We start from the raw sequence: 14,278 nt of genomic DNA on the forward strand, positions 1-14,278 counted from the left end.
CCATCACTGGTGCCGGTGTGCCGTATGCGGGGCCTGACAGGAACCACACCCTGCCGGACGCGAGTGGGCTGAGGCAATTCCACATTGAGTGGGATAGGTCACACCTGGTTTGCCTGTCACATTGCCCGGAAACACGCGCGCGCGGCCGTTCCGGGGGCTAGCCTGCCTCGGCTTCATCGCCCCCCGAACGAGGGAATGATGAGGGAAAGGCCGCTGAACAGCGCGGACGCCGACCGCCCTTGAGGACGGCCGGCGTCCGGCATCCGGCAAACCGGGGAACTCCTCTCAGATGTGCGCCTCTTCGAGCATCTCGGTCACAAGCGCAGCGATCGGGGACCTTTCGGACCTGCTGAGCGTGATGTGCGAGAAGAGCGGGTGGCCCTTCAACTTCTCCACCACGGCGACGACTCCGTCGTACCGGCCGACGCGCAGATTGTCCCGCTGTGCGACGTCATGGGTGAGAACGACCCGCGAACCGGCGCCGATCCGCGAGAGGACGGTCAGGAGCACGTTCCGCTCCAGCGACTGCGCCTCGTCGACGATCACGAACGCGTCGTGCAGCGACCGGCCGCGGATGTGCGTCAGCGGCAGCACCTCCAGCATGCCGCGCTCCACGACCTCCTCGATCACCTCCCGGCTGGTGACCGCCGAGAGCGTGTCGAAGACGGCCTGCGCCCACGGGTTCATCTTCTCGGCCTCGGTGCCCGGCAGATAGCCCAGGTCCTGGCCACCGACCGCGTACAGCGGACGGAAGACCATCACCTTCCGGTGCTGACGGCGCTCCAGCACCGCCTCCAGCCCGGCGCAGAGCGCGAGCGCGCTCTTGCCCGTACCGGCGCGGCCACCCATCGAGATGATGCCGACCTCGGGGTCCAGGAGCATGTCCAGTGCGATGCGCTGCTCGGCGCTGCGGCCCTTGATGCCGAACGCCTCGCGGTCACCCCGGACAAGCTTGATACGGCCCTGCGGCGTGACCCGCCCCAGCGCCTTCCCCTTCTCCGAGTGGAGCACCAGGCCCGTGTGGACGGGGAGTTCGGCGGCCTCCGCCACGAAGACGCTCTCGGCGGCGAAGAGTTCGTCGATCTCCTCCCCCGGCAGCGTCAGCTCGGACATGCCGGTCCAGCCGGACTCCGTGATCGCCAGCTCCGCGCGGTACTCCTCCGCGTGGAGTCCGACGGACGAGGCCTTGATGCGCAGCGGCAGATCCTTGGAGACGACGGTGACGTCGAACCCCTCTGCCTGGAGGTTCCTCGCCACGGCGAGGATCCGGGAGTCGTTGTCCTCCAGCCGGAAACCGGCGGGCAGGACCCCCGGGTCCGAATGGTTCAGCTCGACGCGGAGCGAGCCGCCCACGTCGCCGATCGGGAGGGGGGCGTCCAGACGGCCGTACTTGACGCGGTATTCATCCAGCCTCCTCAGCGCCTGCCGGGCGAAGTAGCCGAGCTCCGGGTGATGCCGCTTTGCCTCCAACTCGGTCACGACGACGACGGGCAGCACGATCTCGTGCTCCTCGAAACGGTCCATCGCCATCGGGTCTGCGAGCAGCACGCTGGTGTCGATGACATACGTGCGCCGGTCGGCTTCGTTGCGCTTCTTGCTTGTCACCACGGGTGGACGAACCCCCTCGGAAGAGGTCGGGGTGCGACGGCGTCGCAAGGGAAGAGACCGGTCCGGACCCGCGCGGAGCGGGCCGTGCACCGGCCCTCCGCGACATCCCAGTCGCCGCAGAAGTCCTGCGACGGTCCGTGGTCTGCAATCGGGCCTCCCGGCGGCGGGGGCCTGTGGAGGGCACCCAGCCATGAGAGGATATTCCCCTGGGCGAGCGCAAGCATGCAACGGCGCAGGCTGAGCGCCCCGCCAGGGTGATCCCTGGCACCCGTGCCGGGGACACCCGCCCCGCTCACCGGCGGAAACGCGCTCGCACCCCGGGCGACGCGCCTCTCGGAGCTGCCGCGCACCGGGGCTCCGAGGGGCTCGTGTCAGTTGCCGTAGCGCCGGTGCCGGGCCGCGTAATCACGCAGGGCACGCAGGAAGTCGACCTTGCGGAAGGCCGGCCAGAAAACTTCGCAGAAGTAGTACTCCGAGTGGGCGCTCTGCCACAGCATGAAGCCCGACAGCCGCTGCTCGCCGCTGGTGCGGATGACCAGGTCCGGGTCGGGCTGGCCACGGGTGTAGAGGTGCTCGGAGATGTCCTCGACGGTCAGCGTCTCCGCCAGCTCCCCCAGGCTCGTCCCGCCGGCGGCACGGTCCGAGAGCAGCGAGCGGACGGCGTCGGTGATCTCCTGGCGGCCTCCGTAGCCGACGGCCACGTTCACCAGCACACCGTCGACGTCGCCGGCCTTCTCCTCGGCCTTCTTCAGCACCTGCTGCGTACGGTCGGGCAGCAGGTCCAGCTGGCCGACGTGGTGGACGCGCCAGCGGCCGTCGGCGGCCAGGTCCCGCACGGTGTCCTCGATGATGCCGAGCAGCGGCAGGAGCTCGTTCTCCGCACGGTTGAGATTGTCCGTGGAGAGCAGCCAGAGCGTGACGACCTTGACGTCCGTCTCCTCGCACCATCCGAGCAGTTCGCGGATCTTCTCCGCGCCCGCCTGATGGCCCTGCTCCGTCGTTCCGCCCGAGGCCCGTGCCCAGCGCCGGTTGCCGTCCAGGATCACGCCGATGTGCTTGGGCACCTGGTCGGTGTCGAGGCGGTACTCCACCCGGCGGGCGTAGAGCCTGTACACCAGGTTGCGAAGCTTGTTGTAAATGACCAGCCCCTCCTTCGGCGAGTCCGGGACCACTGAACCTTACTGCGGGTGAAGCCCCGGGATGAAGCCGGGCCGCTCCCGCCGTCGGCATTCCGCCCTGCTGATAGGAAGGGGCCATGACGGACGACTCCTCCCTGCACCCGCACCGCGCCGACGACTCCCGCTACGACTCCATGGAGTACCGGCGTACCGGCCGCTCCGGCCTGAAGCTCCCGGCCGTCTCGCTGGGCCTGTGGCACAACTTCGGCGACGACCGTCCACTGGAGACGCAGCGCGCGATCCTGCGCCGTGCCTTCGACCTCGGCGTGACCCACTTCGACCTCGCCAACAACTACGGTCCGCCGCCCGGCTCCGCGGAGCTGAACTTCGGCAAGCTGATGGAGCAGGACTTCCGGCCGTACCGGGACGAGCTCGTCATATCGACCAAGGCGGGCTATCCGATGCACCCCGGCCCCTACGGCGACTGGGGTTCACGCAAGTATCTGCTCTCGTCGCTGGACGCCTCCCTGGGACGCATGGGCCTGGACTACGTCGACATCTTCTACTCCCACCGCTTCGACCCGGAGACGCCGCTGGAGGAGACGATGGGGGCGCTCGCCACCGCCGTGCGTCAGGGGAAGGCCCTCTACGCCGGCATCTCCTCCTACAACTCCCGGCGCACGCGCGAAGCCGCGGCGCTGCTGCGGGAGATGGGCGTGCGTCCGCTGATCCACCAGCCCTCGTACTCGATGCTCAACCGGTGGACGGAGGAGGACGGGCTGCTCGGCACCCTGGAGTCCGAGGGCATGGGCTGCATCTCCTTCGCGCCGCTCGCGCAGGGCCTGCTCACCGACAAGTACCTCCAGGGCGTCCCGGAGGGCTCACGCGCCTCGAAGGGCACCTCCCTGGACCCGGGCCTGCTGACGGAGGACGTACAGCGGCGGCTGCGCGGACTGAACGACATCGCCGCGCAGCGCGGCCAGTCCCTCGCCCAGCTGGCTCTGCGGTGGGTGCTTCGCGATCCGCGCATGACGTCGGCCCTCATCGGCGCCAGCAGCGTGCGGCAGCTGGAGGCGAACGTGGCGGCGCTGGAAGGACCGGAGCTCACCGAAGAGGAGCTGCGGGAGATCGACTCGTACGCCGTCTCCGAGCCCGGCACCAACATCTGGGCCCGGAGCAGCGAGAGCTGACGGGGCCCGCCGGCCCCTCGCCCGCCCGGCGCCCGGGCACCGCCCGCCGGGCGGTGGGGCGGTGGGGCACGGGGCGGAGAGCGGGCCCGGGACGTAGGGGCCGGGAACGTAAAGCGGGCCGGTCCGTGGGGGGATACGGACCGGCCCGAGGGGGGGTTCCCACCCTAGCGCCTGCCGCGGGCCCGGCCGGGTACGAACCGCCTGGCCCGCAGGACATTCCGTGGCCGGGGCGGGCCTGTCGAGGCCTGCACCCAAGCCCTTCCGGGTGAGTCCGCACCGGTGAGGGGGCCGGGACGCAGTACCCCGAAGGGCGACCTCCGCGACGCACGCCGGCTTGACGCGGGGCGGGGCCGGGGCGGGCCGGGGCCGGGGATTGCGGCAGGGGCGCCGGCTCCGGGGCGCCGGCGCCAGGGCCTCCACTGGTTCCGCTGCTCCCGCTGCGTCCGCTTCCCGCCCCCGCGTCCCGTCTTTCCGCGTGGTTCGCCCGACGTCCCGGTGAGGCATGCCTCACGGCCGGGGCCGGTTCCCGTGAGGGGAGTGCCCGCGCGCGATGCCCGCGCCGGCGTGATCCTCGCAGTGAAGACGCCGGTCAGGGCGGTTACGGGGCAGTCGTCGCGCATCGCCCCATGAGGGGTTTACATGAGCTGAGTTGGCGTCACGTGACCTAAATCGCCCACTATTTGGCCGAGGCTGTCAGTGGAAGGCCCTAGTCTTTACCCATGTCCACTTCCCAGCCACCAGTTACCGACGGTCAGACAATCGCCCAGGCCAACGAGGCGATCCGGGAGTATGTCTCCGGCCGTACGATCTGGTCCCAGGCTGACCTCGCGGAGCTGGACCGGCTGCGTACGGACTGGAGGCGCGCCGTCCAGGCAGCGGTCACGCGAGCGGCCTGAGCCCCGCGCCCCCGCACGGGCCGGGCGCCCTCCGGCGCCGGGCCCACCGGCCACCGGCCACCGGCAATCCTCCGGCGGCCGGCCGCCAGGGTACGGACCCGGCCCCGCACTCTCCAATCCGCCCGGAGCGGGCCCCGGCGGGGCATGCCGCCGGGACGTTCCGGGCCCCGTGCTCAGTCCTGACGGGGGAAGGACACCTCGACGCGGCGGTTCTTCTTCCGGCCCTCCTCGCTGGTGTTCTCCGCGATCGGGTAGTCCTCGCTGTAGCCGCGCACGTTGAAGGCGATCGAAGAGTTCAACTCCTCGGCCAGCGCCTTCTGTACGGCGTCGGCCCGCTTCTTCGAGAGCGTCTTCCCGTGCTCGTAGGAGCCCAGGTCGTCGGTGAAGCCGAAGACGTTGATCTCCTTAGCCTGCTGCGAGTCGATCTCGTCCGCGATGTCCTGGATGCGTGACCGGGCGCCGCTGTCGAGCTTCGAGCTGTCCTTCGGGAAGAGCACCTCGGCCTGGAGCGTGAACTTCGTCTTCTCCGTGCTGTCTTCGCGGCGTTCCTCGCCGCTCAGGTCCTCGGTGACGAACTTGATGTCGAGCACTCGCGACGGCGCGAGCTTCGCCCCGTCGGCGAGCTTGAGCCCGGCGGCCTGCGGGTCGACCTTCACCGGCGGCTTGGAGTCCCCGATGTTGTCCGGGGGTTCGCTGTAGTCCGGTGCCGGCGCGCCTCCCTCCCCGGGAAGGGAGGGGGCGGTGGTGGGGATGGTCGTGGGGTCGTCCGCGCCGGGCAGGGACGTCGGCCCGCTGGGGACCTTGACCGTCGGTTTCGGCGTGGGGTCGTCGGCCCGGGCGCTGCTGGCGCAGAACGTCGTCAGCAGCACGGCCGAGGCGGAGGTGCAAAGGACGGTGCGCAGCACATGCGCGGCGGGGGGTCTCATCTCGTCACTCACCTGACAGCTTCACGCTCGCGCTGGGCATGTCCGCCACCTGGAAGTCGACCGACTCCGTCGACGCGGGCGGAGCGGGGAACTGGGCGTACCACTCGGATGTCTCGCCCTGGTCGAGGCCGCCCGTGAATCTGGTGCACAGGCAGTGGCCGTTGGTGTCGCGGAGGATGAAGTAGCGCTTCTTGCCCTTCTTGTCGACCATCGTCGCCCCGGCCATGGAGAGCCCGTTGTTCTTGAGTTCGGACTCCTCGCTGGCCCATCCGGGCAGCACGACGACCGACGGGCCCTCGTTCTTCAACGTCCCCTTGAACGTGGTGAATCCGGAGTCGTCGCGCTGAGCGGAGTTGATGGTCAGGACGAGTTTGCCGCCCTTGCCGCCCTTCACCTGGGCGAGCACTTCGCCGGTGCCGTCCGAGCCGCCGCCCGTGCCGCCCTTGCCGTCCTCCTGGGAGGCGCCGTCCGGCTTCTTGCCCTCGTCCCCGCCGTCGTCACCGCTGCTGCAACCGGCCACTGCGAGCACCAGGCCGGTGGTGACCGCCAGCGCGGTCGTCCGTCCGCGGGCTCTGAAGGCGCGCCGAATGGTCATGGATAGCTCGTCCCCTGTTCGTCGTCCGCGGCTCAATCGACCAGCACCACCGAGAACAGATCCGACGGTCTCAGCTCGAGGTCGAGATCGTCCGGGTCGATGGTCAAGTCCTCGCCGTCACACGTGATTTCGATCAGCTCGCCGTCGTCCTCGAGCTCGCACCGGGGCTTGATGACGGCGGTCGCGCTGGCCTCGGCCTTCTTGTTGTCGGCGCCGGGGACGATCGTGTCCCCGGTGTCGAAACGGGTGCGGACCTTCACCGTGTACCCGTTGTGGCCTTCCGCTGTGACCGCGTCGCAGCTGAGGACGTCCGAGCGGTTGCGGTCGGCGAAGTGGTCGGCCTCGCCGCAGCCGTCACCGAAGAGGGAGCCCAGACCGTCGAGGATGTCCTCCAGTGACTCGCCCTCGAGGATGGCGTCGAGGAAGTCCTCGAAAAGCTCGTCCCGGTCGTCCTGTGCCGCGGCGATCGCGGCGGCGTCGGCCGCCGACTGTCCTCCGTTGCGGACGGTCCCCGCCTGGGCCACGGCGAAGAAGGCGAAGGCGAGGAAGAGCAGACCGGTGATCACGGCGCCGTAGAGGATCACCGTGGCCCCCTCGTCCCCGGCCCCGTGGCGTCTGCTCAGCCGCCCAGGATGCTGTTGACCGCCTTCGCGATCCCGCCGGAGATGGCGGTGTCCAGCCCGAGTCCCCGGATCGCCAGGATGATTCCGGCGACGATGATCACGATGCCCGCGTATTCGATCGCCCCCGCGCCTCTGTCCGACCATCGCCCGTGCAGTCTGTCCACGACGCGGTGGCGCCAGTGGAGCATGGCCTTCGACATCACGATCTCCTTCGGTGATGGCCGGGTCGGGACGCGACGGCACGCCCCCGGCCTGTCTGCTGTAGTTGTGCACAGTCCTGACGCCGGTGAAACGGGCCGCCGCGCGGCGGAGGCCGGGCAGGGCGGTGACGAGCCGACGACCAGTCATTCCGGCTTCCCCTCCGCTGCGTCGCCCGCTGTTGTTGTCCGAATGCAGACTGTGCCACATCGGCCGCCTCCGATTAAGGGGTGAGCGGAACGCCTGTGGAGTTTGGCGGAATCGCTTGTGGCGCCCGGCCGTTGGGCTGTCATCGCGTCACCCGTTCAGTACGGAACCGAAGTCGGTGTCCGACCCGAGCAGGAAGGTGGCCACGATCAGCAGCAGCGTCCCCGGCAGCAGGAAGGCGATGGTCGTCATCGTCGCCTTCGGCACCGTCTTGGCGGCCTGGCGGCGGGCGTTCTGCGCGTCGGTGCGCCGCATGTCCGTCGCGATCTGGATGAGCGTGTCCGCGATGGGCGCGCCGAGTTCCTCTCCCTGCTGGAGGGCCGTGACGAACTGGTCGACCTGCTCGCTGTCGTTGCGCTTGCGCAGCTCGTCGAATGCGGCCCGGCGGCTGACGCCGAGGTCCATCTGCCGCAGCGTGATGCGCAGTTCGTCGGCCCAGGGGCCCTCGTAGTGCTCGGCGACGCGTTCCAGCGCCTGGCGGAAGCTGAGCCCCGCGGAGACGACGACGGCGAGCACGTCGAGGAAGTCGGGGAGCGTCCGCTCGATGACGCGCCGGCGGTCGCGGACGGCCTGCCGGATGCCCAGCTCGGCGGCCGTGAAGCCGAAGGCGAGCACGATGAACGCGAACAGCCAGCTGTCGGCGGCGAATCCGACGATCGCCATGACGATGCCGAAGACCCCGTACGCGGCGCGGCGCGCGGCGTAGCGGTGGATGGTCAGGCCGCCCGGGTTGCCGGCCCGGTCGATCTTGCGGCGCTTGGCGTTGACGCGCTCCTCGCCCATGAGCCGCAGCACGAGCGGCGCGAGGGGCATGCCGAGCCGGTCGACGGCCGCCTCACGGGCCGTCGTTCGCGTCGCGCCGACTTCGAGCGCGACGGCGAGGTCGCTCGGCAGCTCGATCTGGGCGCGGTACATGCGTATGCCCGCGATGGCCCCGTACACGGCGAGGCCGGCGACGGCGGCGAGGAGGTAGGGCAGAACGGCGCTCACGGGACTCCTCCTCAGATCTCGATCTTGCCGAGGCGGCGGATGACGAAGAAGCCCGTGGCGAAGAGGCCGACAGCCCCGACGATCGCGAGCTGGCCGACCGCCGACCCCGTGACGCGGGCGAGGGCGCCCGGCATCATCGAGTTCATCATCAGCATCGCACCGAGACCCAGCACGGGCACCGTGAAGGCGGTCGCGTTCACCTCGGCGAGCATGGTGCGCACTTCGCGGCGGGTCTCCTTGCGCTCCTCGAGTGTGTCGGTGAGGTTGCGCAGCGACGCCACCAGAGTGCCGCCCGCGCGGTTGGCGAGGACCAGCGTCGTGACGAGGACGACGAGTTCACGCGACGGCAGACGCTCGGCGAGTTCGTTCAGGGCGTCCTCGACGGAGCGGCCGACGGCCAGCTGATTGTTGACGAGGGTGAGTTCCTCTCCCGCCGGGGCCTCCAGCTCGTCCGCGGCCATGCCGAGCGCCGTGCGCAGCGCGAGCCCCGCCGAGGTGGCGTTGGCGAGGATGCGGGACAGCTCGGGGAGCTGGCTGATGAACTGCTCGGTGCGGCGCTGCCGTTGGTGGCTGAGGAAGGCACTCGCTGCCAGCACGCCCAGGATCGCGGCGATCGGCCCGAAGAAGGGCGCGAGGACGGACGCGGCGACGAGCCACAGACCGGCGACGACGACGCCGACGTAGACGGTGAACTCCCCCGGCGTGATGTCGAGTCCGGTCGCGGCCAGTCCGCTCTGCACGCGGCCTCCCAGCCGGGTGCGGCGCAGCCGCTTGTCCACACCGGTGAAGACACGGCGCCGGCCGGGCGGCAGTTCGCGGTCCGCCGATTCCTCGGCGAGGCGCTCGAGGAGCTCCTTGTTCTGTGCGCGCCCCGACGCGAACGCCATGACCGCGGCGACGGCGAGGGCGCCGGCCAGCAGGAAGGCGCCGAGCGCGAGTTGTGCGGTGGTGTCCATGACGTGGTCCTGGGTCCTGTGGTCCGTCCTGGGTGCGGTTGTGGTCCCGCATGAGTGCGGTTCGTGCTTGCGGTTGTGCGTGGCTGCCGGTTCCGCATGCGGCCGTGGGCACGCGGTCCGTGGTTTCGCGGCCCGTGGTGTGCGGTCCGTGGTTCGCGTGCGTGCGGTGTTCCGTGTCTCCCGGTGGCGACCCGGTGGCTCCGGGGCCCTCTACACCGCCTCCCTCGTCGCCAGTTGGCCGGCGTCGTCCGCGACTCCGAAGGTCGGCGGCACGGGCTCGCTCACCATGTGGAGGCGGTTTGCGGCACGCCTCGGGACGGGCAGATGCTGGAAACTCCCGTGCACCTGGCCGTCCGAGGACATGGGCTCGGCGTCGAACCGGGCGACCGAGGCGATGCGGAAGACCTCGCGTCCGTGCGAGGCGAGAAGAACGATCTCCACGACCTTCCGCGAGCCGTCGGGGAAGCGCGCAAGCTGGATGATCACGTCCACGGCGGAGTTGATCTGGTCCTGCAGCGCCTCGAAGGGGATCTCGACCTCCGACATGGAGGCCAGGGTCTGAAGGCGCATCAGCGCGTCCTCGGCGCTGTTGGCGTGCACCGTCGCCAGGGAACCGTCGTGCCCCGTGGACATGGCCTGGAGCATGTCGAGCGTCTCCCCGCCGCGCACCTCTCCGACGATGATCCGGTCGGGCCGCATGCGCAGCGAGTTCCGTACGAGGTCGCGGACGGTGACCTGGCCCCGGCCCTCGACGTTGGGCGGCCTCGTCTCCAGCCGGATGATGTGCCGCTGCTGGAGCTGGAGTTCGGCCGCGTCCTCGACGGTGATGATGCGCTCGTGGTCGGGGATGAGCCCGGAGAGCGCGTTGAGCAGGGTCGTCTTGCCGCTGCCCGTCCCTCCCGAGACGATCACGTTGAAGCGGGCGCGGATGAAGCCCGACAGCAGCGCCACCATGTGCTCGTCGAGCGTGCCCATCGCGATCAGTTCGTGCAGCGCGTAGGCGCGGGGGAAGCGGCGGATGGTGAGCGTCGGGCCGGTGAGGGACAGCGGCGGGACGATGACGTTGACGCGCTCGCCGGAGGGCAGCCGGGCGTCGACCATCGGATTCGACTCGTCCACACGCCTGTTGACGGTCGAGACGATGCGTTCGATGGTCTGCATCAGCTGCTCTTCGGAGGCGAACCGGACCGGCACCTGCTCGACGTGGCCCGCCCGCTCGACGAACACCTGATCCGGCCCGTTGACCATGATCTCCGTGATGGAGGCGTCCTCCAGCAGCGGTTCGAGCACACCGAGCCCGAGAGCCTCGTCCACGACGCGCCGGATGAGCAACTCCCGGTCGACCGTGGACAGTACGGGCCCCTCGCGGCTGATGAGGTGTCCCAGCACCCGCTCCAGGCGGGCCCTGCGCTCCTGTGAGGGAAGGGCGGACATCTCCGCGAGGTCTATCTCTTCGAGGAGCTTCGTGCGGTAGGCGGACACCATGTGGGCGGTGCCGCCGTCGGCCGCCGCCCCGGTGCGCGTCCGGGACTCGGGCGTGGTCATGCGGGCCCGCAGACTCAACTCCGGCCTCCTCTCTGTGCGTTCGCGGTGGTCAGTCGCGCGGCATGGTCGCGGAGCGGGTCGCGTCGCCGAAGTCGTCGACACCGGGGACCACGGACGGAATGGTGACGGTCGTGGTCACCCGCACCTCGTCCTCTCCCCCTCCGAGGTCGAAACTGGCGCGGGAGGCCGTCCACTCGGACATGGCCGCCTTGCCGGTCGCCGCGTAGTCCTCGGCGATGTCCTCCTGGCCGGCGATGCGGGCGGCGGCGCGGGCACCGGTGCCGGCCTGCTGGATGGTGTAGCCCGCGACGCCGAGCTGGATCGCGGCCATGGCCACCAGCAGGAGCAGCGGCATCATGCCTGCCAACTCCAGGCTGGAAGCGCCGCGTTCACGCTCCGCGCCCCTCACACCGGCGGCCCGCGGACCCCGGATTCGCGCCGCCCGTACCGGTGCCGGTGCCGAGGCCCGTGCCGCCGCCCGGGCCCGTACCGGTGCCGGTGCCGGTGCCGCCGCCCGTACCCGTGCCGGGGCCGGTGCCCGTACCGGTGCCGGTGCCGGTGACGTCGGGGGTGTCGCTGCCGCCGGTGCCGTGCGTCTCATGCGGTGCTCACTTCCCCTCCTCCGCGGCGCCTGCGGTGCCGCTGATGCTGAAGGGAAGCTTCCCCGCGCCGGGGAAGAGGACGGGCGCCGACAGGTCGACGTCCGCCTTCCACAGGTGGCCGTCGAGACGGCAGCTGACCGAGGAGTTCTCCCGCCACTCGGCGGGCAGGTTCTTCGTCGCCGCGGACTCGCAGGCGCCCTCCGGGTCACCGCCGAGCGCGGCGGCCGTCGCGGCGCGTGCCGCCTCGTCGGCGGCGTTTCCGGCGAGCGAGAAGGTGTAGCCGACGAGGACGCACTGCCACAGGACGGCCAGGACCGCGAGCACGATCGGCGCCATTCCCGCGAACTCCACGGTCACGGAGCCCTTGTCGCCCCACACGCTCGTCTCGCCCTCGTCGTCGAAGTCGTCGACCGGCTGCCGGGCCGGCCGTCCCCCCGGGACGTGCCCGATCTCGGGGCCCACCGGCCCCACGCGGGTGCGGGTGTGGAAGGGCGCCGCGCTGTTGGGTTCGTGCGGCCTGCGGTGGTCGCGGTACTCGTTGCCCGCGGGCGCCCCCGGCGCCTCTCCGGGCATGACGTGGTTGCCGCCCGACGCGCCGGGCGGCAGGGCCTGCGGGCCGTTCGCGGGGGCGCCGCCCTGCCTCGCCTGAGGGGTGCGCGGCGGGGGAAAGGGGGCGGGCGGGGTCGCCGGGGGGCGCGGAGCCGCGCGGCCGGACTGGTCCGCCCGGCCCTCGGCTCCCTGGTTTCCCTGCACCGCCTGGACCTGTGAACTCCCCGGACCGCCCGGGGGCAGCGCGCGGCTCTCCGGCTCGGAGGCGGAGTCGGACAGCGGCTGCTTGGACTGTCCGCCGTGGCCCTTGACCGCCTTGGCGCTGTGCTTGCCGCCGCCGCTGCTGCCGGCCTCCGCCGCCGTGACGAGGCCCAGTTCGGCCGCGAACGACCACAGTGCCTGCTTCACCGAGCTCTTGGCGTCGAGGTCCTGGATGCGTCCGGCGTCGACGGCGCCGTGTAGTTCCTTGTAACCGGCGGGGATCGTCGTCCCGGCCACGGATGTGCCGACGATGCGGGCGATGAGACCCGGGTGGATCTCGGTGAAGCGCGAGGTCCGGTTGACGAGGGTGAGGGTCTCCTCGGCCTTGCGGATCTGAAGCCGGTCCCACATCCGGACCATGCGCTTGGCCGCCCGTACGGAGATCACGTCCGGTGTCGTCAGCAGCACCGCGTTGTCCGCGGTCTCGATCGCGGCGGCGTTGGCGGCGTTGAGCTGTGTGCCGCAGTCGATCACGACGATGTCGTACCGGGCCTTGAGCGCGGAGATGATCTGCCGTGCAGCTCGGTCGTCGACCTCCTCGCCGCGCTCGCCCTCGCCGGGGGCGAGCAGCAGCCCGAGCCCCGACTCGTGCGCGAAGAGCGCGTCCTGGAGCACACGGTTGGAGATGTCGGCGATGCCCGCGAGGTCCGCCGCGGAGCGGCGGAACTGCACGTCCAGGAACGAGGAGACGTCCCCGGACTGGAGGTCCATGTCCACCAGTGCGGTGCCGCGCCCCGACGCCTGTGCCGCGAGGGCCAGTTGGACGGCGGTGAGCGTCGTACCGACGCCCCCCTTCGCTCCCGTCACGGCGACGACGGTCCCGCCCGGACCGACCGTCTCCTCGGGCAGGGTGCCCAGATGCTTCCGCACGCCCACCGCCCATGAGGCGGCGGCGCCGACCCGCGCGGCGAGATCGTCGTAACTGAGGGGCAGCCCGAGGACGCCGCGCGCCCCGGCGTCCATCGCCGCCGAGTACAGCGGCTGGCTGGTGTCGCGGGTGATGAGGATGACGCCGACGGCGGGGAAGCGGAGCGCGATCTCACGGATCAGCTCCAGCGCGGGCATCGGGCGGATGAGTTCGTGGACGAGCACGACCTCCGGCAGGTCCGCCACGGTGCCCTCGGCCAACCGCGCGAGCGAGTCGAGCAGTTGGGTGGAGTCGGCGGCGGGCGGCACCGGCTCGCTGTCCGGGAGCTGGCTGAGCAGACCGCTGACCGACCGGGCTGCTTCCTGGTCGCTGACGGCTGGCTGGATGCGGGTGACCATCGGCTGATTCCCTGCCTCACTTGTCCCCGGTGAGCGTGTACGTCCTGTCGCTCTCGGGGATGTCGTTGCCGTCGCCGGGTGCCACGAGAGCGAGCCGGACGTGCTCCGCGAAGGACTCCGCATAGGCGACGCGCTGCGCGTCCGCCGTGGAGAGCCCGAAGGTGATGGGGACCCCGTCCCGTTCGCTCAGCCGGGAGCGGTCCTCATCGCCGGAGTTCTCCTTGAACGGGGTGAGCTTCCCGACGTCGATGACCTTCGCGTCACTGACGATGACCTTCGACTGGTTCGGTGACCTGCCCTTGCCGGCGGTCTGCTGCTCGCCCTCGAAGGTGGCGAATATGTTGACCCGGCTGCCCGGGTTGATCTTGCCGGCCACTCCCGTCTCGGCGTCGATCATGATGGCGATCTCCTGCTGGCCCGGCTTGAGTTCGGGCCGCCGGTCGATCATGTCCGTCTGCAGCAGCGAGCCCTTGCGGAGCTTGTTGGCGGCGACCTTGTCGCGCACCTCGTCGAGGTCGGTGACCGCGGTGTCCGGCAGCCAGCGCTTCGGTACGGACACCTTCTTGAACTGCCCCTCGTCCAGGGACTTGTAGGGGGGAATGTCCGCCTTGAGCTCGTAGGCCGTCGTCTCGGAGCCGACCCTCGACTCCACGTCGCGTATGAACGCCAGTACGCCACCGAACGCCGCGAGGGCGCACAGGACGGAGACGACCAGCAGGATGACGCCACGGCGCTGGCGTGAATTCAT

At 70.6% G+C, this 14,278-nt stretch carries 14 protein-coding genes; 2 read left to right on the top strand and 12 right to left on the bottom strand.

Annotated elements, in window-relative coordinates:
* Positions 1-285: 285 nt before the first annotated feature.
* Both H180DRAFT_RS10075 and H180DRAFT_RS10080 read right to left on the bottom strand, forming a co-directional pair.
* Entirely contained in the window at positions 286-1,608 is a 1,323-nt protein-coding gene (locus tag H180DRAFT_RS10075; RefSeq protein WP_055485691.1) for a PhoH family protein, read from the bottom strand.
* Positions 1,609-1,979: 371 nt separating this feature from the next.
* Entirely contained in the window at positions 1,980-2,780 is an 801-nt protein-coding gene (locus tag H180DRAFT_RS10080; RefSeq protein ID WP_302622437.1) for an isoprenyl transferase, read from the bottom strand.
* Between the two features lie 83 nt (positions 2,781-2,863).
* Here H180DRAFT_RS10080 and mgrA point away from each other — a divergent pair, with 83 nt between their 5' ends.
* On the top strand, positions 2,864-3,916 hold the full coding sequence (gene mgrA, locus H180DRAFT_RS10085) for an L-glyceraldehyde 3-phosphate reductase (RefSeq protein ID WP_055485692.1): 1,053 nt from the start codon (positions 2,864-2,866) through the stop codon (positions 3,914-3,916).
* 719 nt (positions 3,917-4,635) lie between these two features.
* A complete protein-coding gene (locus H180DRAFT_RS29780; RefSeq protein ID WP_175437752.1) occupies positions 4,636-4,812 on the top strand; it encodes a hypothetical protein in 177 nt (58 codons plus the stop codon).
* Positions 4,813-4,985: 173 nt separating this feature from the next.
* On the opposite strand, the gene H180DRAFT_RS10090 is transcribed toward H180DRAFT_RS29780, so the two are convergent.
* The 10 genes from H180DRAFT_RS10090 to cpaB form a co-directional block, all read right to left on the bottom strand.
* Positions 4,986-5,738 carry an OmpA family protein gene (locus tag H180DRAFT_RS10090; RefSeq protein WP_107097625.1) on the bottom strand — a complete coding sequence of 251 codons (753 nt, stop codon included), beginning with the start codon at positions 5,736-5,738 and terminating at the stop codon, positions 4,986-4,988.
* A gap of 4 nt (positions 5,739-5,742) precedes the next feature.
* Positions 5,743-6,333 (bottom strand): hypothetical protein, encoded by a 591-nt coding sequence (locus H180DRAFT_RS10095; protein WP_055485694.1) that lies wholly within the window; start codon positions 6,331-6,333, stop codon positions 5,743-5,745.
* A gap of 32 nt (positions 6,334-6,365) precedes the next feature.
* On the bottom strand, positions 6,366-6,917 hold the full coding sequence (locus tag H180DRAFT_RS10100) for a hypothetical protein (protein ID WP_254665957.1): 552 nt from the start codon (positions 6,915-6,917) through the stop codon (positions 6,366-6,368).
* Positions 6,918-6,952: 35 nt separating this feature from the next.
* Positions 6,953-7,156 (bottom strand): hypothetical protein, encoded by a 204-nt coding sequence (locus tag H180DRAFT_RS10105; protein WP_055485695.1) that lies wholly within the window; start codon positions 7,154-7,156, stop codon positions 6,953-6,955.
* 295 nt (positions 7,157-7,451) lie between these two features.
* Positions 7,452-8,351 (bottom strand): DUF5936 domain-containing protein, encoded by a 900-nt coding sequence (locus tag H180DRAFT_RS10110; protein ID WP_055485696.1) that lies wholly within the window; start codon positions 8,349-8,351, stop codon positions 7,452-7,454.
* 11 nt (positions 8,352-8,362) lie between these two features.
* Complete coding sequence (locus H180DRAFT_RS10115) at positions 8,363-9,307, bottom strand: type II secretion system F family protein (RefSeq protein ID WP_055485697.1); 945 nt, start codon at positions 9,305-9,307, stop codon at positions 8,363-8,365.
* Positions 9,308-9,517: 210 nt separating this feature from the next.
* Positions 9,518-10,870 (bottom strand): TadA family conjugal transfer-associated ATPase, encoded by a 1,353-nt coding sequence (locus H180DRAFT_RS10120; protein WP_055485698.1) that lies wholly within the window; start codon positions 10,868-10,870, stop codon positions 9,518-9,520.
* 31 nt (positions 10,871-10,901) lie between these two features.
* Positions 10,902-11,453, bottom strand: a complete 552-nt coding sequence (locus H180DRAFT_RS30780; protein WP_079099996.1) for a TadE/TadG family type IV pilus assembly protein — start codon at positions 11,451-11,453, stop codon at positions 10,902-10,904.
* A 7-nt stretch (positions 11,454-11,460) separates the two neighbouring features.
* Positions 11,461-13,530, bottom strand: a complete 2,070-nt coding sequence (locus H180DRAFT_RS10130; protein WP_055485699.1) for a CpaE/TadZ family protein — start codon at positions 13,528-13,530, stop codon at positions 11,461-11,463.
* Between the two features lie 16 nt (positions 13,531-13,546).
* A complete protein-coding gene (cpaB, locus tag H180DRAFT_RS10135; protein WP_055485700.1) occupies positions 13,547-14,278 on the bottom strand; it encodes a Flp pilus assembly protein CpaB in 732 nt (243 codons plus the stop codon).

The sequence above is a fragment of the Streptomyces sp. WMMB 322 genome, assembly GCF_900090145.1.
GTDB lineage: Bacteria > Actinomycetota > Actinomycetes > Streptomycetales > Streptomycetaceae > Streptomyces.